This window comes from Rhodococcus sp. RS1C4, from assembly GCF_002258225.1.
GTDB lineage: Bacteria > Actinomycetota > Actinomycetes > Mycobacteriales > Mycobacteriaceae > Rhodococcoides > Rhodococcoides fascians_E.
Window position 1 is genome coordinate 122,219 of record NZ_NOXZ01000021.1, and the last position, 25,513, is coordinate 147,731.

The 25,513-nt window shown below is 66.0% G+C and carries 16 protein-coding genes and 1 tRNA gene; 9 read left to right on the top strand and 8 right to left on the bottom strand.

What is annotated here, in order from left to right:
* Positions 1-79: 79 nt before the first annotated feature.
* The 7 genes from pknB to CH289_RS09270 form a co-directional block, all read right to left on the bottom strand.
* Positions 80-2,014: a Stk1 family PASTA domain-containing Ser/Thr kinase gene (gene pknB, locus CH289_RS09240; protein ID WP_019665035.1), complete on the bottom strand. Its 1,935-nt coding sequence runs from the start codon at positions 2,012-2,014 to the stop codon at positions 80-82.
* Positions 2,011-3,483 carry a serine/threonine-protein kinase gene (locus CH289_RS09245; RefSeq protein WP_179276779.1) on the bottom strand — a complete coding sequence of 491 codons (1,473 nt, stop codon included), beginning with the start codon at positions 3,481-3,483 and terminating at the stop codon, positions 2,011-2,013. Before CH289_RS09245 ends, pknB begins: the two co-directional genes overlap by 4 nt.
* Before the next feature lie 7 nt (positions 3,484-3,490).
* Entirely contained in the window at positions 3,491-4,978 is a 1,488-nt protein-coding gene (locus CH289_RS09250) for a peptidoglycan D,D-transpeptidase FtsI family protein (RefSeq protein WP_094727810.1), read from the bottom strand.
* Positions 4,975-6,432, bottom strand: a complete 1,458-nt coding sequence (locus tag CH289_RS09255; RefSeq protein ID WP_026347777.1) for an FtsW/RodA/SpoVE family cell cycle protein — start codon at positions 6,430-6,432, stop codon at positions 4,975-4,977. The genes CH289_RS09250 and CH289_RS09255 overlap by 4 nt, the downstream gene beginning before the upstream one ends.
* Positions 6,432-7,886 (bottom strand): PP2C family protein-serine/threonine phosphatase, encoded by a 1,455-nt coding sequence (locus tag CH289_RS09260; RefSeq protein ID WP_094727811.1) that lies wholly within the window; start codon positions 7,884-7,886, stop codon positions 6,432-6,434. Before CH289_RS09260 ends, CH289_RS09255 begins: the two co-directional genes overlap by 1 nt.
* Positions 7,883-8,347, bottom strand: coding sequence for an FHA domain-containing protein FhaB/FipA (locus tag CH289_RS09265; protein ID WP_020112263.1), 465 nt, complete (start codon positions 8,345-8,347; stop codon positions 7,883-7,885). Before CH289_RS09265 ends, CH289_RS09260 begins: the two co-directional genes overlap by 4 nt.
* Positions 8,348-8,501: 154 nt before the next feature.
* Positions 8,502-9,941, bottom strand: coding sequence for a DUF3662 and FHA domain-containing protein (locus CH289_RS09270; protein WP_094727812.1), 1,440 nt, complete (start codon positions 9,939-9,941; stop codon positions 8,502-8,504).
* A gap of 179 nt (positions 9,942-10,120) precedes the next feature.
* On the opposite strand from CH289_RS09270, the gene CH289_RS09275 reads away from it, so the two are divergent.
* The 4 genes from CH289_RS09275 to CH289_RS09290 all read left to right on the top strand — a co-directional run bounded on the left by CH289_RS09275 (position 10,121) and on the right by CH289_RS09290 (position 17,910).
* Positions 10,121-10,203: transfer RNA gene (locus tag CH289_RS09275), tRNA-Leu, on the top strand.
* 503 nt (positions 10,204-10,706) lie between these two features.
* Positions 10,707-15,296 (top strand): glutamate synthase large subunit, encoded by a 4,590-nt coding sequence (gene gltB / locus CH289_RS09280; protein ID WP_037140843.1) that lies wholly within the window; start codon positions 10,707-10,709, stop codon positions 15,294-15,296.
* Positions 15,289-16,740 carry a glutamate synthase subunit beta gene (locus CH289_RS09285; protein WP_019665027.1) on the top strand — a complete coding sequence of 484 codons (1,452 nt, stop codon included), beginning with the start codon at positions 15,289-15,291 and terminating at the stop codon, positions 16,738-16,740. Before gltB ends, CH289_RS09285 begins: the two co-directional genes overlap by 8 nt.
* 243 nt (positions 16,741-16,983) lie before the next feature.
* The gene (locus CH289_RS09290) at positions 16,984-17,910 is read left to right on the top strand and encodes a cutinase family protein (RefSeq protein ID WP_020112266.1); all 927 of its coding nucleotides are present in this window, start codon (positions 16,984-16,986) and stop codon (positions 17,908-17,910) included.
* On the opposite strand, the gene CH289_RS09295 is transcribed toward CH289_RS09290, so the two are convergent.
* Positions 17,883-18,575 carry a TetR/AcrR family transcriptional regulator gene (locus CH289_RS09295; protein ID WP_019665025.1) on the bottom strand — a complete coding sequence of 231 codons (693 nt, stop codon included), beginning with the start codon at positions 18,573-18,575 and terminating at the stop codon, positions 17,883-17,885. The two genes, CH289_RS09290 and CH289_RS09295, sit on opposite strands and share 28 nt — an antisense overlap.
* A gap of 201 nt (positions 18,576-18,776) precedes the next feature.
* On the opposite strand from CH289_RS09295, the gene CH289_RS09300 reads away from it, so the two are divergent.
* Genes CH289_RS09300 through atzF form a run of 5 tightly spaced genes read left to right on the top strand, consistent with a single transcriptional unit; the run spans position 18,777 to position 25,512 of the window.
* The gene (locus tag CH289_RS09300; protein ID WP_020112267.1) at positions 18,777-20,318 is read left to right on the top strand and encodes an amino acid permease; all 1,542 of its coding nucleotides are present in this window, start codon (positions 18,777-18,779) and stop codon (positions 20,316-20,318) included.
* 5 nt (positions 20,319-20,323) lie between these two features.
* Positions 20,324-21,115: an urea amidolyase associated protein UAAP1 gene (locus CH289_RS09305; RefSeq protein WP_094727813.1), complete on the top strand. Its 792-nt coding sequence runs from the start codon at positions 20,324-20,326 to the stop codon at positions 21,113-21,115.
* On the top strand, positions 21,115-21,735 hold the full coding sequence (locus tag CH289_RS09310) for an urea amidolyase associated protein UAAP2 (RefSeq protein ID WP_027498899.1): 621 nt from the start codon (positions 21,115-21,117) through the stop codon (positions 21,733-21,735). Before CH289_RS09305 ends, CH289_RS09310 begins: the two co-directional genes overlap by 1 nt.
* Complete coding sequence (locus CH289_RS09315; protein WP_094727814.1) at positions 21,732-23,840, top strand: 5-oxoprolinase/urea amidolyase family protein; 2,109 nt, start codon at positions 21,732-21,734, stop codon at positions 23,838-23,840. Before CH289_RS09310 ends, CH289_RS09315 begins: the two co-directional genes overlap by 4 nt.
* Entirely contained in the window at positions 23,827-25,512 is a 1,686-nt protein-coding gene (atzF, locus tag CH289_RS09320; protein ID WP_256977096.1) for an allophanate hydrolase, read from the top strand. The genes CH289_RS09315 and atzF overlap by 14 nt, the downstream gene beginning before the upstream one ends.
* Position 25,513: the final 1 nt, after the last annotated feature.

Consider the following 25,513-nt stretch of genomic DNA (forward strand, 5'->3'; position numbering starts at 1 on the left):
CCTGATCGGGATACGTCCGCGGCATCCGTGGATACACGATGCGAGTATGTAAGCGCGCGATACGGACAGAAAGCGGACGTCAGCGCCCCGGAATTCCCAGGGCGCCGACCGTGACGTTGACGGTCTGGGTCTTGGTGATCTCCGACCCGGCTGGTTCGGCCTGATTGACGATGCGGTTCACGACGGTCGGGTCGAGCTGGACCTCGGTCGTGGTGCTGATGTTGGACGTCGTGCCCGTCCAGCCTGCGGACTCGAGGGCGGACAGTGCCTGGGACACCGTCAGACCGAGCAGGTCCGGCATCGGGATCTTGTCGCCGTTGGACACTCGCAGGGTGACGGTGTCACCTTCGACTGCGTTGGACCCACCTGCCGGGCTGGTCGAGACGACCTCTCCCACGGGTTGGCTCGAGTCGATGTTCTCGACCTGAACTCTGAATCCGGCGCCTTCGACGTTCGGCTGCGCCACGGCGACCTGCTGGCCGACGACGTCCGGCACACGGATCTGCGCAGGACCGGAGCCGAGGGTGATCTTCACGGACGATCCGACGGTGATGCCGACCCCCGACGACGGATTCTGCTCGACGACCTTGTCGAGGTTCTCCGGCGTCGACGGTGCACGTGCGCGGGTGCCGTCGAGTTCGAGGCCCAGCGCGGACAGGGCCTGTGCGGCCTGCTGTTCGGTCTTGCCGGTCAACTGCGGCACCTGAACCTGCTCGGGTCCGGTCGACACCTCGAGGTTGACGGTGCTCTTGGAGTCCACTTCGGCGCCTGCGCCCGGTCTGGTGGTGATGACGTCGCCGGATGCGACGGTGGCGTCGGGCTTCTCCTGGATCGCGACCCGCAGGTCGGCCTCCTGGAGGCGTGCTTCGGCGTCGGACGCGGACAGGTTGGACACGTCGGGGATCGCGACGCGGTCCGGTGAGGAGCCGGGGCCCAGAGACCACAGGAACGCACCCACGATCCCCACGATCACCAGTGCCGCGACGGACAGAAGGGCGATCCTGACGCCGCGGTGCCGCGGCTCGGAGTCATCGGAGTCCGCGTGGCGCCCGGTGCTCGTGCTGTCGGCGGAGTCGGCGGTCGCTTTCGCTCGTGGTTGCGGTGCGCGTGCGTCCATGGCGCCGAGGATCGTGGTGCGATCCTCGTCGTTCATGACGGTCGGTGCGCTGGGGCGTTGCCCACCGAGGACGCGGACCAGATCGGTACGCATCTCCGCGGCGGACTGGTAGCGGTTGGCGGGGTTCTTGGCCATCGCCTTGAGGATGATCGAGTCGAGTTCGCGCGGAACGTCGGGGTTGACGCGTGACGGTAGCTCGGGATCCTCACGGACGTGCTGGTAGGCGACGGCGACGGGCGAGTCACCCTTGAACGGCGGTTCCCCGGTGAGGATCTCGAACAGGACGCAGCCCAGCGAGTACACGTCCGACCGTGCGTCGACCTGCTCGCCCCTGGCCTGTTCCGGCGACAGGTACTGCGCGGTTCCGATGACGGCGGCGGTCTGCGTCATCGGGCTCGAGCTGTCGGCGATGGCGCGGGCGATGCCGAAGTCCATGACCTTGACGGCGCCGGCGTTGTTGATCATCACGTTCGCCGGTTTGACGTCGCGGTGGACGATTCCGTTGCGGTGCGAGAAATCCAGCGCAGCGCAGACGTCGGCGATGACTTCCATCGCGCGCCTGGCGGGCATCGGACCTTCGGCGCGCACGATGTCCCGCAGTGTGCTGCCGTCGACGTACTCCATGACGATGAACGGAAGCGGTCCTGCTTCCGTCTCGGCTTCACCGGTGTCGTAGACCGCGACGATCGCGGGATGGTTGAGTGCGGCCGCGTTCTGGGCTTCGCGACGGAAACGCAGGTAGAACGTGGGGTCGCGGGCGAGGTCGGCACGCAGGACCTTGATGGCGACGTCGCGGTCGAGGCGGTTGTCGCGCGCGAGATGAACCTCGGACATGCCACCGAATCCGAGAATCTCGCCCAGCTCGTAGCGGGACGAGAGGTTGCGGGGAGTCGTCATGGCTGTCCTAGTCGATCAAAGAAGGGTCGATCGGTGGGGGGTCGATCCGAGAATTCGTCCGCTGCGGCGGCGCCGTCCGTGGTGCCCGACGCCTGAGGTTCTTCCTCCTGGCCGCCGCCGATTCCGGGGATGGACGGCAACGTGAACGACGGGATGGTGATCCCGCCGCGGCTCGTCGTCGTGGTCTCCGAGGTGGTGGTCGGTTCGGTCGTCGTCGGTTCCGTCGTGGTCGTCGTGGTGGTGGTGGTCGTCGGTTCCGTGGTGGTCGTCGTCGGCTCGGTCGTGGTGGTGGACGGCTCCGTGGTGGTCGTCGTGGTCGTGACCGGCTGCTGAGACGTCGTCGGCGGAACGAACGGCGCGGGAGTTTCGTCCTCCCGATTCAGCAGCACGAACCCTCCGATGACGATCGCGAGGAGCAGCAGACCTCCGCCGCCCCAGGCGAGGGCCTTCTGCGCCGAGGACATGCCGGTCTGTTCGGGTACCGCAGGCGCAGCGGCACCTGTTGGTGGGCCGGTGTAGCGGTTCTGCGACGTCGGCATCATCTGCGTGCTGGTCGGCGTCGGCGCCGGTACGACGCCCGGCATCATCACTCGACCCGTGCCGGGTCCCCGGCTGGTACCGGGAGCGGGCGGCCTTCGGCCCGCGCGGACAGCGGCGACGGCGTCGGCGAATTCACCGCCGTTGGCGTAACGCTGTGCCGGGTCCTTCGCCATCGTGATCTCGATGAGCTCTCGGACGCCTGCAGGGAGGTCGGCGGGCAGCGGGGCAGGTGTCTCGCGCACGTGCTTCATCGCGACCGTCAAAGCCCCGTCGCCGACGAACGGGCGTGTCCCCGACAACGCCTCGTACCCGACGACTCCGAGCGAGTAGACGTCGGATGCCGAGGTGGCTTCCTCACCCAGGGCCTGTTCCGGCGCGATGTACTGCGCGGTGCCCATCACCATGCCGGTCTTGGTGACCGGGGAGGCGTCGACGGCCTTCGCGATTCCGAAGTCGGTGATCTTCACCTGGCCGGCCGGGGTGATCAGGATGTTTCCCGGCTTGACGTCGCGGTGTACCACTCCCGCGGTGTGGGCGACCTGCAGTGAACGCCCGGTCTGCTCGAGCATGTCGAGGGCATGACCGAGGGGGAGCCGGCCGATGCGTCCGAGGACGGCGTTGAGGGGCTCGCCGTTGACGAGTTCCATCACCAGGTACGCGAGGGACTCGCCTGCTTCGTCGCGGGTCTCGCCGTAGTCGTAGACACCCGCGATGCCGGGGTGGTTGAGCTGGGCGGTGGTCCGGGCTTCGAAACGGAAGCGCTGCAGGAACTCCGGGTCCTCGGAGAACTCGGCCTTGAGCACCTTGACGGCGACCTTGCGATCGAGGCGGTTGTCCATCGCCTCCCACACCTGGCCCATTCCGCCTGTCGCGATCAGTCGTAGCAGGCGGTAGCGCTGTGCAATGACTGCACCGTTCTTCAGTGGCACGAGATGGTCACCTCCCCTGCAATCCGGCAGCGATGACGGCGCGACCGACCGGAGCTGCGACCGACCCACCGGTTGCGGCGAGGGCGCGGTCGCCGCCGTCCTCGACGATTACTGCGATTGCGATCTTCGGATTGTCGGCGGGCGCGAACCCGATGTACCAGGCGTGCGGCGGTGTGTTCCGCGGATCGGTGCCGTGCTCGGCGGTTCCGGTCTTCGACGCGATCTGCACGCCCGGGATCTTGCCTTCGCCGCCGGTGTTGTTCTCCGACCCGATCATCAGGTCGGTGAGCGTCTTCGCGGTTTCGGGACTGATCGCCTCGCCTGCGGACTGCGGGACCGTAGTCGACAGGTTGGACAGGTCAGGGGACTGCAGCTGGCTGACCAGGTGCGGGTCCATCCGTACACCGGAGTTGGCGACGGTCGCCGCGATTACCGCGTCCTGCAACGGCGTCAGCGCGACGTCGCGCTGTCCGATGCTGGACTGACCCAGGGCGGCATCGTCGGGGATCTGGCCGATGGTGCTGTCCGCGACGGGCAGCGGCAGCGACGTCGTCTCGCTGCCGATTCCGAATGCGCTCGCCGTGTCCTTCAGTGCGTCGGCGCCGGTTGCGATACCGAGCTCGACGAAGGCGGTGTTGCACGAGCGCGCGAAAGCCTCGCGCAGCGTCGCCGTCGGGCCGCCGCCGCAGGTGCTGCCGTTGTAGTTCTCGAGGGTGGTCTCGGTGCCGGGCAGCGTGATGGTCGGGGCCGCCGTCAACTGGTCGTCGGGTGTTACGCCGTTCTCGAGGGCCGCGGCGGTGACGAGCACCTTGAACGTCGACCCGGGCGGGTACGTCGCCGAGATGGCGCGGTTCAGAAGCGGTTTCGCGGGGTCGGCGTTCAGTGCGTCCCAGGCCTCGGTGGTCTGCGCGCCGTCGTGGCTGGCCAGCAGGTTCGGGTCGTAGCTCGGCGAGCTGGCCATCGCGAGGATGTTGCCGGTCGACGGTTCGATCGCCACGACCGATCCGGTGTATCCCCGGGAGAACAGCTGATCGTAGGCGACCTGCTGGACAACGGGATCGATTGTCGTGACGACGTTGCCGCCGCGTGGGTCGCGTCCGGAGATCAGGTCGAACAGGCGGCGACCGAACAGGCGGTCGTCGGAGCCGTTGAGTACTTGATCCTCGGTCCGCTCGAGGCCGGTGCTCGAGTACAGCATCGAGTAGAACCCGGTGATCGGGGCGTTGGCCATCGGGCTGTTGGGCGCCAACTGGTTCGGTGGATAAGTACGCAGGTACTTGTACCGATCGTCGGTGGCGATCGACGCGGCGAGGACCTGGCCGCCGGCCGAGATCTGACCGCGCTGGCGGGAGTACTCGTCGAGCAGGACTCGGGAGTTGCGCGGATCGGACCGTAGGTCGTCGGCCTTGATGACCTGCAGATATGTGGCGTTGAGGAGCAACGCGACGACCATCACCATGACGGCGACGGAGACGCGACGGAGCGGAGTGTTCATGAGCGCTTCACCATCTCGGTCGGTGCCTCGGCGATGGGGGCGGCCGGTGCCGGCTTCTTCTTCGGCGTCGCGGGTTCACGTGCGGCGTCGGAGATCTTGATCAGCAGGGCGACGAGCAGGTAGTTGGCTAGAAGCGACGATCCTCCGTAGGACAGGTACGGCGTGGTGAGGCCGGTGAGCGGGATGAGCTTGGTGACGCCGCCGACGACGACGAACAACTGGATCGCGACGGTGAAGGACAGGCCTGCGGCGAGGAGTTTGCCGAAGCTGTCACGCACCGCCAACGCCGTCCGCAGACCACGGATGATGAAGACCAGGTACAGGACCAGCACCGCGGTGAGTCCGATGAGGCCGAGTTCCTCACCGATGGCCGCGATGATGAAGTCGGTCTTCGCGAACGGCACCTGCGACGGACGTCCGCTGCCGAGGCCCGTTCCTGCGAGACCACCGGTGGCGAAACTGAACATCGACTGGACGATCTGGTAGCCGGTGTCGTTGTAGTCGTCGAACGGGTGCAGCCACGTGTCGGTACGGATCTTGACGTGGCCGAACACCTGGTATGCGAACAGGAACCCGACGAGCAGCAGGCCGAAACCGATGATGAGCCATCCGACGCGTTCGGTCGCGATGTAGATCATGACCAGCACGGTGCCGAAGATCAGCAGCGACGAACCGAGGTCCTTCTCGAACACGAGAACACCGACGGAGACGATCCACACCAGAAGGATGGGCCCCAGGTCGCGGGCGCGGGGGAAGTCCATGCCGAGGAAGTGCTTACCGGCGGTGGTGAACAGTTCACGCTTGGCGACCAGCAGCGACGCGAAGAAGATGAGCAGCAGGATCTTCGCGAACTCGCCCGGCTGAATGCTGAACCCCGGCAGCCGGATCCAGATCTTGGAACCGTTGACCTCGGAGAACGCCGATGGCAGGACTGCGGGGATGGCGAGCAGCACCAAACCGCACAATCCGACGGTGTAGCTGTACCGAGCGAGGGTGCGGTAGTCGCGGAGGAGAACGAGGAGCGCGATGAAACCGGCGATGGCCAGGGTTGTCCACAGGACTTGCTGGTTGGCGTCGGGAGACGGAATCTCCTGTCCCAGATACGCAGCCGACTGCTGGTCCGCGAGATCCAGTCGATGGATCAACACCAATCCGAGCCCGTTGAGCAGCGCCACGATCGGCAGCAGCAGCGGGTCGGCGTACGGAGCGAACCGACGTACGGCCAGATGAGCGACTGTGACCAGCGCGAGGTACGCCAGACCGTACTTCGCCAGATCCCACGTGATCGCCTGTTCCTGGCTCGCTTCCACCAGAACGAGCGACAGCGTCGTGATGAGCACTGCGATACCGAGCAGAAGCAACTCGATGTTGCGGCGATTGGACTGGACCGGAGCAGGCGCGAATCCGCCCGGTGGGCTCGGAAAGGACGCCCCCACAGATGGATTGGAGCTCATCAAGTACCGGTCCTGCAGTTCTGACCCGGCAACTGGGTGACCGTGGGTGCCGGAGTGGTCGTGGTCGGCGGCGCAGCAGGATCGGCAGGCGGCGCGGCCGGGTCGGCGGGCGGTGCGGGAGGTGCCGCCGGATCCGCGGGCGGCGCGGCGGGCGTCGGCGACGGAGTGGTCTGGCTCGTCGTCGAGGCGACCTCGTCGCACGGCGGGAGAAGATCTCCCGAGGCGAGGCGGTTCATCTGACTGTCGACGTCGTCCAGCTTGCCCGACGGCAGCCCCGCGCGCACCTGCTCACGGGCGGCAGGAGCGAGGTCGTCGACCTGGAAGACGGTGCAGTCGGCGGGAACGGTGTCGGGTGCGCTCAACGTGAGTGCCCCCTCGTTGCCGAGGCATCCGATGCTGTGCACGGATTGCAAGGAGTATCCGAGGATCGAACCGGGCACACCGCGCATCACGGCGACGCGGCCGTTGTCCTCGCCTACGTAGTAGTTGCCACGGATGGCCGCATTGGCGACGAAGGCGCCACCGACGAGCAAAGCGACGACGGCGAGAGCAACGAGCGTCCACCGCAGCTTGTGCGACTTCTTCTCCGGCACCGGTGCAGGCGTCGTCACCCGCTTCGGTGTGGTCCGGGGTGGGCGCATGGCCGCGGCGCGTCCGGCTGCCGTGTTCGGCGGCGGAGCGTCTTCCTCGTCCTCGGTGCTGGCTGCGCCGCCGAGAATGGGCGAGCTCTGCCCGTAGTCGATGTCCACGACGTCGGCGACGACGACGGTCACGTTGTCCGGACCGCCACTGCGCAGCGCCAATTCGATGAGGCGGTCCGCGCACGACGCGCAATCGCCCTCGTTCATCGTGTTCTCGATGGTCTCGTCGCTCACGACGTCGGACAATCCGTCGGAGCACAGGAGATAACGGTCTCCGGCTTTCGCTTCCCGCACGGTCAGCGTCGGCTCGATCTCGTTGCCGGTCAACGCGCGCATGATCAACGAACGCTGCGGGTGCGTATGTGCCTGTTCGGCGGTGATCCTGCCCTCGTCGACGAGGGACTGGACGAACGTGTCGTCGCGGGTGATCTGGGTCAGCTTGGTGTCGCGGAGCATGTAGGCGCGGGAGTCGCCGATGTGGCAGAGCCCGATCTTCCTGCCTGCGAACAGAATTGCGGTCAGGGTTGTGCCCATGCCGTCGAGCTCGGGCTCGTCCTCGACCTGATCGGCGATGGACGCGTTGCCTTCGCGCGTCGCGGCTTCGAGCTTGCCGAGGAGGTCGTCACCCGGTTCGTCGTCGTCGAGGTGCGCGAGCGCGGCGATCATCAACTGCGACGCCACCTCGCCTGCCGCGTGGCCGCCCATGCCGTCGGCGAGGGCGAGAAGACGCGCACCGGCGTAGACGGAATCCTCGTTGTTCGAGCGCACCAAGCCGCGATCACTGCGGGCGGCGTATCGCAGTACCAGTGTCACGGGCGCAGCTCGATCACGGTCTTACCGACACGCACCGGCGTGCCGAGCGGAACTCGAACTGCCGTCGTCACCTTCGCGCGATCGAGGTAGGTCCCGTTGGTCGAACCCAGATCCTCGACGTACCAATCGCCGCCGCGTGGCGAGATTCGAGCGTGGCGAGTGGACGCGTAATCGTCGGTCAGCACGAGCGTGGAGTCGTCCGCGCGGCCGATGAGAACAGGCTGGGTACCGAGTGAAATTCGTGTTCCGGCGAGACCGCCCTGTGTCACCACTAGATTCTTGGCAACCTTCTGTTTGTTGAACGACGGGAGAACTTTCGACCCGCCCGAGTACCGCGCAGGCATCCGCATTCCCGACGCCGCGTAGATGTCGCTGCGAAGCGTGCGAAGTACGGCCCAGACGAAGAACCACAACAACAGCAGAAAGCCTGCCCTGGTCAACTGCAGAATCAAGCCCTGCACAGCCGTCCACCTCCTTCGCAGGTCGTACTTGGTCGGCGTCGCGGGCGCACGCCGGGATCTCCCCCCGAGCCGCCAGCGATCGTAATGACACGACGTCTCACGCAGCATCCTAAGGGGAAGCTGCGCGTGTCGATCACCATACGGGTGAGGTGCGTCAGACGATGCGGACGAGGATCTCCGAGTGACCAGCGCGAATGACGTCGCCGTCGGCGAGTTGCCAATCCTGGACCGGTGATCCGTTGACCGTCGTTCCGTTGGTGGATCCGAGGTCGGAGAGCATCGCCACCCGGCCGTCCCAGCGGATCTCGACGTGCCGGCGGGACACGCCGGTGTCCGGGAGACGGAACTGAGCGTCCTGGCCACGGCCGATGATGTTCTGGCCGTCGCGGAGCTGGAAGTACCGTCCGCTGCCGTCCTCGAGTTGCAGCGTTGCCGTCAGGCCCTGGCTGTCGGAGTACGCGGGCTCGTCGTAACCGTAGGCAGGCTGCTGATACCCCGCGGTGGGGTACTGGCCCTGGGGGTACCCGTTCTGCTGCGGCGGGTAGTCGTACGCGGGCTGCTGGTAGCCGGCGGGTTCGGCGTACGCCTGCTGGTCGTAGCCCTGGTCCGCGTATGCCTGCTGGCCGTAGTTCTGCTGGCCGTATGCCTGCTGGTCGTAACCCTGGCGTCCGTACGACGGATCGGAGTAGGCCTGGCCGCCCTGATCACGTGCAGCCTGCTCATGCCCTGCCTGCTCGTACCCGTTCTGATCCGAGTACGCCTGCTGGCCGTATGCCTGCTGGTCGTATCCCTGATCCGGATACTGCTGGTCGTAGCCCTGATCTGCGTACTGCTGGTCGCCGTACGCCTGGTCGTCGTGGCCCTGGCCGTAGGACTGAGGGTCGTACTGACCCTCCTGGACGGGTGCCTGTGCTGCCGGGGCGCCGTAGCCGCCTCCGTACGGCGCACCATTGCGGTAGCCCTGGTCTGCTGCTGCGCGCGGATCGCGTCCGTTCTGCTGTGCGTACCGAGGATCCTGACCCGGCGCCGGGTATCCGCCGCGTGCGCGAGGGTCGGGGCGAGAGCCGTCGGCCGGGTCGCGTTGCGGGTCGTAACCTGGGTTCTGCGTCATGTGGCCGGCTCCTGATGTCGACTTAGGTGGGGCGGACGGGCGCGGGGGTCGCGGACCGGGTGCTGCAGGTTTCTGTAGCGCGGCACCGGCTGCAGTCGGTGATCGTCCCACATCGGGGTCGACCGAACCACTGGCCCGGAACTGGCCGGTGTGCAAAGTAGGGGACGGCTCGAAGCGAACCACGATCTCTCCGTACGTCTGCCAGCCCTGATCGCGTATGTAGTCGCCCAGGTGGCGGGAGAATGCCTTCATGGTCAGGTCCTGGTCCGCGGCCAGTTCCTCGTGATCGGAGCTGTTGATGGTGATCACATAGCTGTTGGGGGCGAGATAATGACCACCGTCGAGTGGTCGGACTCTGTCCGACGCCTCCTGCTGAAGTGCCGCCTCGACCTCTTGGGGAACGACACCGCCGCCGAACACTCGGGCGAAGACGTCGCCCACTGCGCCCTGGAGCTTTCGCTCGAAACGCTGGACAATGCCCATGGTGACCTCACTTCCCGGTCGTGCTTCGTTGGATTGCGCCTCAGGCGCGTGTCGCCTACAGGTCGTCGTCTCAGCATGATATACGTTGCCGCTCGGAGCCTGTCGGTGCTGCAGTCGGCCGACGAACGGGCACGATTTTCATGCAGCGATATCTGCGTGTTAATGTTCACCGGTCGCCCGGGCGGGTGGCGGAATGGCAGACGCGCTGGCTTCAGGTGCCAGTGTCCTTCGGGACGTGGGGGTTCAAGTCCCCCTCCGCCCACAACACTGGCTGCAGCTGATTCACTCGCTGCGGCCAGTAGTCATTTTCGGGGTAGTGCGTCCAGGACGCGTCCGGTCGGATCGAAATTTCCTCCGTGTAATTACCGGATCCTCTTCCAGTACCGCAGAACTCGCCGCGAACGCGGGCCGATGAGGGTATTTTTCGAGTTCGAACGATCATCGAGCGAGCCAGGGGGGCGCAATGCGGGGGTCAGGGAATTGTAAAAGCCCAGGTAGAGAGCCTGAATAGGCTTACCTTATTTGCAGGTTGGCCTAGGTGCTGACTTATCGTTTGTTGTTGGACCGACGTACCCAATTGTCGATCCGCCCGAAAGGCACCTTCGTTTCACCGTTTCGAGCGCACCCGCTCGACGTTATCCGAAGATCGCCTCCGGTGGTGCTGCTTCAACGGCGAACGGCACCGAATAGCCGTCCGCGACGGCCGGTTATCTGTGCCGCGCCGATCCGACGTACTTGAAGGCTGGACTTATCCGAAGGCTAGGTATGAAGCACACTCCGGGCCCCCAAGGCCTCTACGACCCCCGCAACGAACACGACTCCTGTGGTGTCGCGTTCGTGGTGGACATGCATGGTCGTCGTAGTCGAGACATCGTCGAGAAGGCCATCACCGCGCTGGTCAACCTCGAGCACCGGGGCGCCGCCGGCTCCGAACCCAACACCGGTGACGGCGCCGGAATCCTGATCCAGGTACCGGACGCGTTCTTCCGTGCCGTGGTCGATTTCGAGCTGCCCGCCGCTGGTTCGTACGCCACCGGAATCGCATTCCTGCCGCAGGGCAAGAAGGACGCCGCCCGCGCGAGCGACGACGTCGTCCGCATCGTCGAAGAAGAGGGCATGAAGGTCCTCGGATGGCGTGAAGTTCCCACCGACGACTCCTCCCTCGGGGCGCTCGCGCGTGACGCGATGCCGACGTTCCGTCAATTGTTCTTCGCCTCGCCGGCCGGCTCCGTTACCGATCTGGCTCTCGAGCGCGCCGCGTTCGTCATCCGTAAGCGCGTCGAGCACGAGCTCGGCGAAGAGGGTGCAGGCAAGGACGGGCCCGGCCGCGAGACCGTGTACTTCCCGTCGCTGTCCTCGCAGACCTTCGTCTACAAGGGCATGCTGACGACGCCTCAGCTCAAGGGCTTCTACCTCGACCTGCAGGACGAGCGCGTGGAAAGCGCTCTTGGCCTTGTGCATTCGCGCTTCTCCACGAACACGTTCCCGTCGTGGCCGCTGGCGCACCCGTTCCGCCGCGTCGCGCACAACGGTGAGATCAACACCGCCACCGGTAACGAGAACTGGATGCGCGCCCGCGAGGCACTGATCACCTCCGACGTGTTCGGTGGATCCGAGGCCCTCGAGAAGATCTTCCCGGTCGTTACCGAAGGCGCAAGCGACACTGCACGTTTCGACGAGGTGCTCGAGCTTCTGCACCTCGGCGGCCGCAGCCTTCCGCACGCCGTCCTCATGATGATCCCCGAAGCCTGGGAGCGTCACGAGTCGATGGACCCCGCTCGCCGGGCGTTCTACAAGTACCACTCCTCGCTGATGGAGCCGTGGGATGGACCGGCGTCGGTGTGCTTCACCGACGGCACCGTCATCGGCGCGGTCCTGGACCGAAACGGTCTGCGCCCCAGCCGACTCTGGGTCACCGACGACGGATTGGTCGTCATGGCCTCCGAGGTCGGCGTCCTGGACATCGATCCGGCGAAGGTGGTCCGCAAGGTTCGTCTGCAGCCCGGCCGTATGTTCCTGGTGGACACCGCGCAGGGCCGCATCGTCTCCGACGACGAGATCAAGGACGAGCTCGCCGCCGAGCACCCGTACCAGCAGTGGCTCGACGAAGGTCTGACCTCGATCGACGACCTGCCGGACCGCCCGCACGTGCACATGCCGCACGACCGCGTTCTCATCCGTCAGCAGATCTTCGGCTACACCACCGAGGAGCTGAACGTTCTGGTCTCGCCGATGGCGAAGACCGGCGCCGAGGCCATCGGTTCGATGGGTACCGACACTCCGATCGCCGTGCTGTCGGTTCGTCCTCGGATGCTGTTCGACTACTTCTCGCAGCTGTTCGCCCAGGTCACCAACCCGCCGCTCGACGCGATCCGCGAGGAGATCGTCACCAGCCTCGGCGGAACGATCGGACCCGAGGGCGACCTGCTCAACCCCGGCCCCGACGCGTGCAAGCAGATCGTGCTCCCGCAGCCGATCCTGCACAACGACGACCTGGCCAAGCTCGTCCACATCAACGACGAGGGCACGCAGGAAGGCCTGCGCTCGGTCGTCGTGCGCGGCCTCTACCCCGTCGCCGAAGGTGGCGAAGGTCTGCAGAAGTCGTTGGAGGCCATCCGCGCTCAGGTGTCCGCCGCCATCTCCGGTGGCGCACGGATCATCGTGCTGTCGGACCGTGAGTCGAGCGAGAAGCTGGCCCCGATCCCGTCGCTGCTGCTGACCTCGGCGGTGCACCACCACCTCGTTCGCGAGAAGACGCGTACCAAGGTCGGCCTGATCGTGGAGTCCGGTGACGCCCGCGAGGTGCACCACATGGCTCTGCTCATCGGCTTCGGTGCCGCTGCGGTCAACCCGTACATGGCGTTCGAGTCCATCGAGGACATGATCGAGCGCGGCGCACTGACGGGCATCGAGTTCGACAAGGCCGTCTCCAATTACATCAAGGCCGCAGGCAAGGGCGTGCTGAAGGTGATGTCCAAGATGGGCATCTCCACCCTCGCCTCGTACACCGGCGCACAGCTGTTCCAGGTCATCGGCCTGTCGCAGGGCCTCGTCGACGAGTACTTCACCGGTTTGAACAGTCACCTCGGCGGTATCGAGCTCGAGCAGATCGCACAGGATGTGGCCACCCGCCACGGCATGGCGTACCTCGAGAACCGTCAGGAACGTGCACATCGTGAACTCGAGGTCGGCGGTGAGTACCAGTGGCGTCGTGAAGGGGAGTACCACCTCTTCAACCCCGACACCGTGTTCAAGCTGCAGCACTCGACTCGCACCGGTCAGTACGACATCTTCAAGGAATACACGAAGATGGTCGACGATCAGTCCGAGCGCCTCGCGTCGCTTCGCGGTCTGTTCCGCTTCAAGACCGAAGAGCGCCAAGCGATTTCCATCGACGAGGTGGAGCCCGCATCGGAGATCGTCAAGCGATTCTCGACGGGTGCGATGAGCTACGGATCCATCTCCGCCGAGGCTCACGAGACTCTCGCGATCGCCATGAACCGCCTCGGCGGACGCTCCAACTCCGGTGAGGGCGGCGAGAGCGTCGACCGCTTCGAGCCCGACGAGAACGGCGACTGGCGTCGTAGCGCGATCAAGCAGGTGGCGTCGGGACGTTTCGGCGTCACCTCGCACTACCTGACCAACTGCACCGACATCCAGATCAAGATGGCGCAGGGCGCCAAGCCCGGTGAGGGCGGCCAGCTTCCGGCGCACAAGGTGTACCCGTGGGTCGCCGAGGTTCGCCACTCGACGCCCGGTGTCGGCCTCATCTCGCCGCCGCCGCACCACGACATCTACTCGATCGAGGATCTCGCTCAGCTGATCCACGACCTGAAGAACGCCAACCCGCAGGCACGCATCCACGTGAAGCTGGTCTCCGAGGTCGGTGTCGGCACGGTCGCGGCCGGTGTCTCGAAGGCACACGCCGACGTGGTGCTCATCTCCGGCCACGACGGCGGTACCGGCGCAACGCCGCTGACGTCGGTCAAGCACGCAGGTGGACCGTGGGAGCTCGGCCTCGCCGAGACCCAGCAGACGTTGCTGCTCAACGGTCTTCGTGACCGCATCGTCGTGCAGGTCGACGGCCAGCTCAAGACCGGCCGCGACGTCATGGTCGCCGCACTGCTCGGCGGCGAGGAGTTCGGTTTCGCGACCGCGCCTCTCGTCGTGTCGGGCTGCATCATGATGCGCGTCTGCCACCTCGACACCTGCCCCGTCGGTGTCGCGACGCAGAACCCGGTGCTGCGCAAGCGTTTCGCAGGCAAGCCCGAGTTCGTCGAGAACTTCTTCATGTTCATCGCAGAAGAGGTTCGCGAGCTTCTGGCCGAGCTGGGCTTCCGCACGCTCAACGAAGCCGTCGGCCAGGTCGCTCTGTTGGACACCACCGCTGCGAAGGAAGCGTGGAAGGCGTCCAAGCTGGATCTGTCGCCCATCCTCGACGAGGTCGAGTCGGCGTTCATGAACCAGGACCTCTACAACACGGGCGTCCAGGATCACGGACTCGACAAGGCGCTGGACCAGCAGCTCATCGTGCAGAGCCGCAATGCTCTGGACAGGGGCGAGAAGGTCACGTTCGAGTCCAAGATCACCAACGTCAACCGCACCGTCGGCACCATGCTCGGACACGAGTTGACCAAGGCGTACGGCGGAGTCGGCTTGCCGGACAACACCATCGACATCACGTTCACCGGTTCGGCCGGTAACAGCTTCGGCGCGTTCGTGCCGTCGGGCATGACCCTGCGCCTCAACGGCGACGCCAACGACTTCGTCGGTAAGGGCCTGTCCGGCGGACGCATCATCGTGCGGCCGTCGCTGAACGCTCCTGCAGGATTCGTCGCCGAGGACAACATCATCGGTGGCAACGTCTTCCTGTTCGGCGCGACGCAGGGTGAGGCTCTCATCCGCGGTGTAGTCGGCGAGCGTTTCGCGGTCCGTAACTCCGGTGCCGTAGCCGTCGTCGAAGGCGTCGGTGACCACGGCTGCGAGTACATGACCGGTGGAAAGGTCGTCATCCTCGGCGAGACCGGCCGCAACTTCGGTGCCGGTATGTCCGGCGGCGTGGCGTTCGTCTTCGATCCGAACAAGACGTTCGAGGCGAACCTCAACACCGAGCTGGTCGACATCGAGAGCATCGAGGGCGACGAGTTCACCTGGCTCAAGGAAATCGTCACTCGTCACCACGAGGAAACGGGATCCGATGTCGCGGAGCGCATCCTGGCGGACTGGTCACAGCAGGTGAACCACTTCGTGAAGGTCATGCCTCGCGATTACAAGAAGGTACTGCTTGCCATCTCCGAGGCCGAGAAGAACGGCGCGGACGTGGACGAGGCGATCATGGAGGCAGCTCGTGGGTGACCCACAGGGATTTCTGAAGAACACCGTCCGCGAACTGCCGAAGCGTCGGCCGGTCGACCTGCGACTGATGGACTGGAAAGAGGTCTACGAAGACTTCCCGAAGGACACTCTGCAGACCCAGGCCAGCCGGTGCATGGACTGCGGAATTCCGTTCTGCCACAACGGCTGCCCGCTCGGGAACCTGATTCCCGAGTGGAACGACCTGGTCTTCAAGGACCGCTGGCGTGAGGGAATCGACCGTCTGCACGCCACCAACAACTTCCCGGAGTTCACCGGGCGGCTGTGCCCGGCGCCGTGCGAGGCGTCGTGCGTTCTGGGCATCAACCAGGATCCGGTGACGATCAAGCAGGTCGAGGTCGAGATCATCGACAAGGCCTTCGAGGAAGGCTGGGTCACCCCGGTCTACCCGACGCACCTGACCGGCAAGACGGTCGCCGTCGTCGGCTCCGGTCCTGCGGGTCTCGCTGCAGCGCAGCAGCTGACGCGTGCCGGCCACACCGTGACGGTGTTCGAGCGTGCCGACCGCATCGGCGGACTGCTGCGCTACGGCATCCCCGAGTTCAAGATGGAGAAGCGCCACATCGACCGCCGTCTGGCGCAGATGGAGGCCGAGGGCACGGTGTTCCGCACCGGCGTCAACGTCGGCGTCGACATCACGGCCGACGAACTGCGCGCGGAATTCGACGCTGTCGTTCTCTCCGGTGGCGCCACCGCGTGGCGCGACCTGCCGATCGAAGGCCGCGAGAACGAGGGCATCTACCAGGCCATGGAGTTCCTGCCCCACGCCAACCGCGTGCAGCAGGGAGACTTCGCCGAGCCTCCGGTCAGCGCCGAGGGCAAGAAGGTCGTCATCATCGGCGGCGGCGACACCGGTGCGGACTGCCTCGGTACCTCGCACCGTCAGGGCGCGGCAAGCGTTCACCAGTTCGAGATCATGGCGCGTCCGCCGGAAGAGCGTGCAACGTCCACTCCGTGGCCGCTGTACCCGCTGATGTTCCGCGTGGCGTCGGCGCACGAAGAGGGCGGCGAGCGCGTGTTCTCCGTCAACACCGAGCGTTTCCTCGGCAAGGACGGCAAGGTCACCGGACTCGAAGCTCACGAGGTCGAGTTCAAGGCAGGCAAGTTCGAGAAGGTCGAGGGCAGCGAGTTCACCCTCGAGGCCGATCTCGTCCTCCTCGCCATGGGCTTCGTCGGGCCGGAGAAGCCAGGCCTGCTCACCGATCTCGGCGTGGACCTGAACGAGCGCGGCAACGTCAAGCGCTCGAACGAGTGGGTCACCAACGTTCCCGGCGTCTTCGTCGCCGGTGACATGGGCCGCGGCCAGTCGCTCATCGTGTGGGCCATCGCCGAGGGTCGCTCCTGCGCAGCCGCTGTCGACACCTTCCTGCAGGGTGCCACCGCACTGCCCGCGCCGATCGTCCCGACCCAGGCGCCGCAGAGGTAGTTTCTTCTCGCTTCGGCATGAATGCGCCACCGCAACCGTCAGACGGCTGCGGTGGCGCATTCATGCGTTTGGGGGCCGGTCGAAAAGCACGTTTCACGCGCTGAAACCTCGTTTTCGTTCCCGTATGTGAACCTTCATGAATTTAGGTAACCTGCGTTTACCGATTGGGCATCGATTCGACATCAGGCACTGGAATTCTCACAGTGAGTAGTCGAATGTCCGCTGACGCAGTGAGGCCGCACCATGCGCGTGAAGAAGCTTGTCGCCACCATCGGATCCGTGTTGACGATCGCTGCCGGGTCGGCGGCGATGTCCACCGTCACTGCCAGCACGGCGTCGGCGGATCCGGCATCGTGCCCCAGCATGTACGTAGTCGCGATTCCGGGCACGTGGGAGACCAGTTCGGGCGCTGCGCCGCGGCCGGGGATGCTCACTGCCGTCACCGACCGCATCGCGAGCAGCGATATCCGAACCGACTACGTGTCCTACCCGGCGACGGCGTTTCCGTGGGAAGGCGGCATCTACGGCGAGTCGCGTGCAATCGCCACCGCCAACGCGGGCGGCATGCTGAAGTCCGTGGCCGACCGTTGTGGCGCAACGAAATTCGGCATCATCGGATACAGCCAGGGCGCGGATGCCGCAGGCGACCTCGCGGCGTCGATCGGTACCGGCCTCGGCGTGGTTCCGGCGGACAAGGTCGTCGCGGTGGGGCTGATCTCCGATCCCAAGCGGTCCGACGCCGATGCGCTGGTCGGGCCCGAGGTCGTCGGCACCGGTGTCGGTGGGCCTCGGGTGGGCGGGTTCGGATACGTCAGCCCGGTCGTCCGAACGTTCTGTGCGGTCGGTGACCTGTACTGCTCGACACCGAAGGACGACTACGTGGCGCGGCTCGCGGGTTTCCTTGCGGTGTCGTCGGATCCGAGCCCGGACGTCGCAGCGAAGGCACAGCAGGATGCACAGATCCTGCTCGGTGACATCGCGTCGGCCGGCGGGCTCCCGGTTCTGCAGGGGCAATTGTCGGACCAGGCGAACGAGCAGCGGCGCCGTGAGATCGAGGCGTTCTACCGCTCCGGAATTCACCAGGAATACGCGTCGTACGCGGTGGATTCGAGCGGTGTGAGCGTGACGACGTGGCTGGCGAACTACCTCGTGGGTGCGTCGGGCACGTGATCGGCCGCATACTCCAGTAGCGGCCTGGCCTGGGTGTGCAGCTCGTCCACCGAGCCGGTCCAGCCGAGTACCCGGACCGCTGCTTCCGCGACGACGCGGGCGTAGTCCTCTCCTGACGCGTCGCGGCCACTCTCGGCGTCGGCGCGACCGTTGACGACGGTCTCGACGAGCCGGAACGGCAACTCCTCGGTGCCGGGCAGTGCAGCCGTCGTTCCGTGGAGAACCTCGGCTGCTATCGAGGCGTAGCGGTCCATCAGTGCGTGCCGGTGTGCACGGAAGGTATCGAAGCGAGGTTCGCGGATCTCCGGGAGTAGATACAGCGCACCGAGGTTCCACCGGGATCGGCAGAGCTGGTCGGCGTCGAACAGTGCGAGCGCGTACATCTTGACCGCAGCGGCCGCGTCGGAATCGGCGATGCGCTGTGCGACGGCCAGTGGACCGTCGACGGTTCCGCTCAGCAACAGACTCAGCAACTCGTCCTTGTTGGCGAAGTGGTGGTACAGCGACGCCTGACGCATGCCCACGGCGTCGGCGATCATGCGCGTGGACGTGTTGGTGAAGCCGCGGGTGGTGAACAGCTCCGCCGCGGCGTCGAGGATTTCTTCGAGAGCCGTGTCTCCTGGCCGCTTCTTGGTACTGAGCCTCGGTCGGCCTGCGGTGGTCATGGGTCCATCCTGGCATCGACGACGCGGCAGTGAAGTTTCTGTCATTCGATAGAAACCTGCGAAACGTAGTTGTTTCATCGCTGTCACTCGTGGGGCACCTCGGGCCGGAAAACTATCGACTGACAGAAAAGCCCGCACCGGCAGCGCAGACGGGCGGTCAGGCACCTTCCCGCAGTCACTCTTTCTCTCGAGGAGACATCCATGAGCTCGACTACTCTGCCCGCACCCGAAGGGTCCTCGCCACCGCGCAGTGACCACTCCGATCTCGCGGAGCTCGGATACGAACAGCAACTGCACCGTTCGCTCGGTAAATTCGCCTCGTTCGCGGCGGGGTTCTCGTTCGTCTCGATTCTCACCACGATCTTCCAGCTGTTCGCACTCGGCTTCAGTTTCGGCGGCCCCGCGTTCTTCTTCACCTGGCCGCTGGTGTTCCTCGGCCAGTTCATGGTTGCGCTGAACTTCGCGGAACTTGCTGCCCGGTATCCCATTTCAGGCGCCATCTACCAGTGGGCGCGCAGGATGGGCGGTGAGATCGTCGGCTGGTTCGCCGGCTGGTTCATGATCATCGCGCAGATCGTCACGGCGTCGGCCGCGGCGATCGCGCTGCAGGTGGTTCTGCCGAGCATATGGAGCGGGTTCCAGATCGTCGGCGACGATCCGGCACTGACGTCCCCCAGCGGTGCCACCAACGCAGTGGTCCTCGGGTCCGTGTTGCTCGTCCTGACGACGACCATCAACTCGATCGGCGTGAACTGGATGTCACGCATCAACTCGATCGGTGTGACGTGCGAGATCGTCGGAGTCATCGCCCTGGTACTCGTGTTCTTCACCCACGCACAGCGCGGACCCCAGGTCGTCCTCGACACCGGTGCCGCGGGAGCCGAACCCGGTTACATCTGGGCGTGGATCGTCTCGGGACTCATGGCCGCCTACGTGATGGTCGGATTCGGTTCTGCCGGTGAGCTTGCCGAGGAAACCCACAACCCGCGTCGGGTCGCGCCGCGTACGATCAGGCTTGCGTTGTCCGCGTCGGCCCTCGGCGGTGGGCTGATGATCGTCGGCGCACTGATGGCGGCACCGTCGCTCACCGACGGCAATCTCGCGACGCTCGGCCTGCCTTACGTCATCGACTCCATCCTGACGTCGCCGTGGGGCACGGTCCTCCTGATCGACGTCGCCATCGCGGTGTTCATCTGCACGTTGGCCATCCAGACCGCTGCCTCGCGACTGATGTTCTCCATGGCCCGTGACGGACGACTGCCCGCGTCGGACATCCTGTCCAAGGTGAACTCCAAGACCGGAACGCCCATTGCCCCTTCGGTTCTCATCGGACTGGCCTGTGTCGCGGTCCTCGCGGTCAACGTCGGCAACGCCGCCCTGTTCACGACCCTCACCAGTGTCTGCATCGTCCTGATCTACCTCGCCTACATGATGGTCACCGTCCCACTGCTGGTCCAGCGACTGAAAGGCTGGCCCCGCGGCGGAGTGCAGGTGGATGCCGAAGGAAAGAAACTCTTCACCCTCGGCTGGCTCGGTATCCCTGTGAACATCGCAGCAGTTCTGTACGGCGGGCTGATGGTGGTCAACCTGTCCTGGCCGCGTGCCGAAATCTTCAATCCCACCGGGGAATACCCGATTCTGCAGTGGGCCGCCCCGCTGACCGTCCTGGCCGTCGTGGTGGTGGGCATCGCCTGCTTTCCCCGCGCCAAAGCACACCCACGACCCGTCACGATCGGAGCGTAGAACACATGAGCACAGCAACCACCCACGCCGCCAAGGAACACGCTCGCTCGCAGGCCGCTGAGGTCGACGCCCCCACCGGCCCCGACGGTGTGGCGCTCACCTGGGCCGAGACGATTCCCGGCGGCCGGTATTCCACCAAGGTCCTGGCCCGCGGTACACGGCTGCGTTTGCGCGACGTCGACGGCGCCGCCTGCGCCCACCTGCTGCTCTACCGCGCCGATGCTCCGTGGGAGAGACTCAATGCGGCCGACACGGTCAAGGTCCCGTGGCAGGCATACGTCACGACGGGACATCCGCTGCTGTCGGACCAGGGCAGAGTCCTCGCCACCGTCGTCGCGGACAGTTCGGGTCGTCACGACGCGCTGTGCGGAACCACCTCGGCGGCAACGAATGCGGCGAAGTACGGGACCGGGGCGCTGCATTCCTCGTCGCCGGCGGGCCGCGAGATATTCACCGTCGGCGCTGCCAAGAACGGTCTGGAGCCGCGCGATCTGCCCCCGTCGATCTCGTTCTTCCACGGGGTACGTGTCGAGGCCGACGGCGCACTCACCAGCACCGGCTCGGCCGGCCCCGGCACCGAAGTCGATCTGCTGATGCACCTGCCGGTCGTCGTGCTCCTCGCGAACACCGCGCACCCACTCGACCCCGCGGACACGTTCGGTACGACGGCGCTCGACGTCACCGCCTGGGATGCGTCGGAGGAGTTGCTCGCACTGGCGAACACCGAACCGGAGTACGAACGCGCGGTATGTAACACCGACAGCGCCTGGAACGCGCTGAACCCGAAAGGTGCATGATGACAACGACACTCGGATCAGTGGTACTGGACCAGGTCGCCGACGCCCGGGGCCCCTGGTCGGCCGTCGTGAAGGCAGGCGATGTCCTGACGATGATCGACCTGCACGGCAACCAGGCCGTAGACACGTTGCTCTATGCCGCCGACGATCACGCCGTCCGGTACTCCGCCGCGGCGACGGTCACCTCCCAGCGCAACCTGTTCCTCACCACCGGAACCGTGCTGCGCAGCGATGATTCGACACCGCTGATGACGATCGTCGCCGACGAGGTCGGTAACCACGACACCGTCGGCGGCGCCTGCTCGCAGGAGTCGAACACCCTGCGGTACGGCCACCACACTCGGCACCAGCACGCGTGCGTGGAGAATTTCCTGATCGAGGGCGCCAAGTGGGGACTCGGCAAGCGAGACATGGTGTCCAACATCAACTTCTTCATGAACGTTCCCGTCGACGCGGACGGCACGCTCGGCATCGTCGACGGTTTGTCTGCGCCCGGAAAGTCACTGTCCTTGCGCGCCGAGGTGGACACCCTGGTTCTGGTCTCGAACTGCCCGCAGATCAACAACCCGTGCAACGGGTTCGACCCGACGTCGGTTCGTCTGGTGGTGACCAGGCCATGAGCACCACCAAGATGACCGTCGTGCGGCCGGGCATGCTGACGACGGTGCAGGACTGGCCGGGACGCGTCGGCTACTGGAAGGTGGGGGTTCCTCCGTCCGGACCGATGGACGATCTGTCGTTCCGACTGGGCAATGTGGCCCTGGGCAATCCCGAGGGCGCCCCGGGTCTCGAGTCCGCGATGGCCGGCCCGGCGCTGACGTTCGACGCCGATACCTACGTGTGCGTCACCGGCGCGGACGCTCGTGTGCGGATCGACGGGACCGACGTGCCTCAGTGGCGGCCCGTCCTGGTCTCGGCCGGTGCGGTGCTGGACGTCGGACCCACCACCGGCGCAGGCCTGCGTGTGTACGTGACGGTGCAGGGAAGGATCGAGGTGGACGACTACCTCGGCAGCGTAGCCACATTCACGCTCGGCAAATTCGGGGGCCACCGCGGCGGCACTCTTGCCGAAGGAGATGTCCTCGAGGTCGCCGGGGGCGCCGGTCGAGACGGCATTCGATCCGTTCCGATGGAACATCGTCCAGTCCTGACGACGACGTGGGACATCGCGGTGACCGAGGGGCCGCACGGCGCGCCCGAGTTCTTCACCCGCGCGGACATGGACACCCTGTACGCGACGCGGTACGAGGTCCACTTCAACTCCGACCGCACCGGTGTGCGCCTCATCGGTCCCAAACCGGAATGGGCGCGCGAGGACGGCGGTGAGGCCGGGCTTCACCCGTCGAACATCCATGACAACGCGTACTCGGTAGGAGCGCTCGATTTCACCGGTGACACCCCGATCCTCCTGGGGCCCGACGGCCCGAGCCTCGGCGGCTTCGTCTGCCCGGTCACCGTGGTGGCTGCCGAGCGCTGGAAGCTCGGGCAGTTGAAGCCGGGGGACACCATCAGGTTCGTACCGGTGAAGGCAGCGCATGCCGCCGCGCTCGGCGCACTGGGACTCGAACGCAGGGCATCGCTTCCGGTTGTCTTCTCCGCCGGCGGAGACGGGGACGACGGCGTCATCGCGCGCCGCGACGGTGAGACCGCGGTGACGTATCGGCGCTCCGGCGACGACAACGTGCTCGTCGAGTACGGCGACATGAAGCTGGACCTGGCACTGCGCGCACGGGCACATGCGCTGCACCAGCGCATCGAGGCGATCGCCCCGAAGGGACTGCTGGACCTGACACCCGGAATCCGGTCGCTGCAGGTCAAGGTCGACCCGGACGTACTGCCGATCACGACGCTGATGGGGTTGCTCGACGAGGTCGAATCCGACCTCCCCGCCGCATCGGAGCTCGTCGTTCCGTCCCGGAAGGTCCGCATGCCCTTGTCCTGGGACGACCCGTCGACCCGCGAAGCCATCGCCCGCTACATGCACGGCGTCCGGTCCGATGCACCGTGGTGCCCGTGGAACATCGAATTCATCCGGCGCATGAATGGATTGGATTCCGTCGCAGACGTGTTCGACACCGTCTTCGCAGCCGACTACATGGTCCTCGGCCTCGGTGACGTCTACCTCGGCGCACCCGTCGCCACCCCACTCGACCCGCGGCACAGGCTGGTCACCACCAAATACAATCCCGCACGTACCTGGACCCCGGAGAACGCTGTCGGAATCGGCGGGGCATACCTCTGCATCTACGGAATGGAAGGCCCCGGTGGTTACCAGTTCGTCGGCCGCACAACTCAGGTCTGGAACCACCGCTATTCTGCCGAAACAAAGTCCACAGGCTCCGGTCCTGCCCAACCGGGTCACTCCGCAGGCTCCGCTCCTGCCCAACCGGGTCACTCCGCAGGCTCCGCTCCTGCCTCCTCGAGCCAGTTCCAACCCGAAAGCCCCTGGCTTCTCAGGTTTTTCGACCGGATTTCGTGGTATCCGGTCGAGCCCGAGGAACTGATGGATCTGCGCGCGGACACGGCGGCCGGGAGGGGCAACGGCGGAGTGGAGATCACCGACGGTGAATTCTCGCTGGCGGAGCACGACGAGTTCCTCGCCGCCGAACACGAGTCGATCGAGCAGTTCCGCACGATTCAGGCGGCAGCGTTCGATGCCGAGCGTGCTGCATGGTCGGCAGCGGGCGAGTTCAGCAAGAAGGAGGGGTCCGATGCAGCTGCATGACAGGATTCGGCAGGCGTACGCGCGAATTGCCGAGGTCGATCGTCCCGAGGTGTGGATCACGCTGCGCAGTGAGGCCGACGTGCTTGCCGATGCGGACCTCGTCGACGCGTCGTTGCCCCTCGCGGGGATGCTCGTCGCGGTGAAGGACAACGTCGACGTAGCCGGGCTGCCGACGACGGCTGCGTGCCCCGAGTTCTCGTACGTGCCCGAGGTGTCCGCGACGGCGGTGGCCCGGCTCGTCGAGCAGGGTGCACTGATTCTCGGCAAGACCAACCTCGACCAGTTCGCCACCGGTCTCGTCGGGACGCGAAGCCCGTACGGGGCAGTGCGATGTGCGTGGGATCCCGAGCGAGTGTCGGGCGGTTCCAGTTCCGGATCGGCCGTGGCGGTCGCGCTGGGAATCGCGGATATCGGAATCGGCACGGACACTGCAGGTTCGGGACGCGTGCCGGCGTCGTTCCACGGTCTCGTCGGGATCAAGACGACTCTCGGGGTCGTTCCGACGACCGGTGTGGTGCCGGCGTGCGTCGACTACGACTGCGTGACGGTGATGGCCGCCGACCTCGACACGGCGACCCTCGCCACCCGCGTCATGGCCGGGTTCGACGAGGGCGATCCACGCAGCCGGTCGTGGCCGGTGGACGTGAGGCTCGCTGCGTTGCCGACGCCGAGGGTGGCGGTGCCCCGAGCCGAGGACCTCGCCGCACTGAGTCCCGAGTACCGCGATGCGTTCGACAGAACGGTGGCCGGCCTGCGGGTACGGGGGATCGAGTACGACACGGTGGACATCTCGCCACTTCTGGACATCGCGACGTTGCTGTACGACGGAGCGATTGTCGCGCAGAGGTATTCGGCGGTGGGAGAGTTCCTGGCCTCGAGTCCTGCGTCAGCGGACCCTACGGTGGCGCGCATCGTCTCCGGGGCCGCCGAGCCGTCGGCGCACCGGTACGTCGACGATCTGTCGACGATTGCCGCAGGCAAGCGCATTGCCGTGGCCCTGCTGGACGGGTACGACGCGCTAGTGCTTCCGACGACGACCGAGCACCCGACGATCGCTGCGGTACAGGCGGATCCGCTTGCCGTCAATCGGCGAATGGGGACGTTCACCAACTTCTGCAACCTACTGGACATGGCGGCCGTCGCGGTTCCGGGAGAGCCGACCGGTGCCGGTGACCCGTTCGGTGTCATGGTCGTCGTACCGGGCTTCCACGATCAGGTCGCCGTGGACATCGCTGCTGCGCTCACCTCGGCCCCGGCACCTGTCCTCGTCGCCGACGGCATCGATGTTCTCGTCGTGGGAGCGCATCTGAAGGGCTTTCCGGTGCACCACCAGCTGACCGATCGAGGTGCACGTTTCCTCGGCGACGTCCTGACGTCCGACGCATATCGCCTGGTCGATCTGGGGACGACGCCGCCGAAACCCGGTCTGGTGCGGCACGCGTCCGGCACCGGGGCTGCGATTGCCGGGGAGCTGTATCGGATGTCCGCGGCGGGTGTGGGCACGTTCCTGGCCGGTCTTCCGGTGCCGATGGGTCTGACGTCGGTGGAACTGTCCGACGCCCGGTGGGTCACGGGTTTCTGCTGCTCGTACGAGGCGGCCGACGCGGCTGTGGACATCACGAAGTTCGGTGGCTGGCGCGCGTACCGCGAGCGCACCCCCGCACCGGTATGAA

What these genes read in the sequence shown, in the direction of transcription:
- pknB (WP_019665035.1), bottom strand. Translation starts at nt 2,014, where the DNA reads ATGACGACTCCCCGCAACCTCTCGTCCCGCTACGAGCTGGGCGAGATT.
- CH289_RS09250 (WP_094727810.1), bottom strand. Translation starts at nt 4,978, where the DNA reads ATGAACACTCCGCTCCGTCGCGTCTCCGTCGCCGTCATGGTGATGGTC.
- CH289_RS09255 (WP_026347777.1), bottom strand. Translation starts at nt 6,432, where the DNA reads ATGAGCTCCAATCCATCTGTGGGGGCGTCCTTTCCGAGCCCACCGGGC.
- CH289_RS09270 (WP_094727812.1), bottom strand. Translation starts at nt 9,941, where the DNA reads ATGGGCATTGTCCAGCGTTTCGAGCGAAAGCTCCAGGGCGCAGTGGGC.
- gltB (WP_037140843.1), top strand. Translation starts at nt 10,707, where the DNA reads ATGAAGCACACTCCGGGCCCCCAAGGCCTCTACGACCCCCGCAACGAA.
- CH289_RS09290 (WP_020112266.1), top strand. Translation starts at nt 16,984, where the DNA reads ATGCGCGTGAAGAAGCTTGTCGCCACCATCGGATCCGTGTTGACGATC.
- CH289_RS09295 (WP_019665025.1), bottom strand. Translation starts at nt 18,575, where the DNA reads ATGACCACCGCAGGCCGACCGAGGCTCAGTACCAAGAAGCGGCCAGGA.
- CH289_RS09300 (WP_020112267.1), top strand. Translation starts at nt 18,777, where the DNA reads ATGAGCTCGACTACTCTGCCCGCACCCGAAGGGTCCTCGCCACCGCGC.
- CH289_RS09305 (WP_094727813.1), top strand. Translation starts at nt 20,324, where the DNA reads ATGAGCACAGCAACCACCCACGCCGCCAAGGAACACGCTCGCTCGCAG.
- CH289_RS09310 (WP_027498899.1), top strand. Translation starts at nt 21,115, where the DNA reads ATGACAACGACACTCGGATCAGTGGTACTGGACCAGGTCGCCGACGCC.
- CH289_RS09315 (WP_094727814.1), top strand. Translation starts at nt 21,732, where the DNA reads ATGAGCACCACCAAGATGACCGTCGTGCGGCCGGGCATGCTGACGACG.
- atzF (WP_256977096.1), top strand. Translation starts at nt 23,827, where the DNA reads ATGCAGCTGCATGACAGGATTCGGCAGGCGTACGCGCGAATTGCCGAG.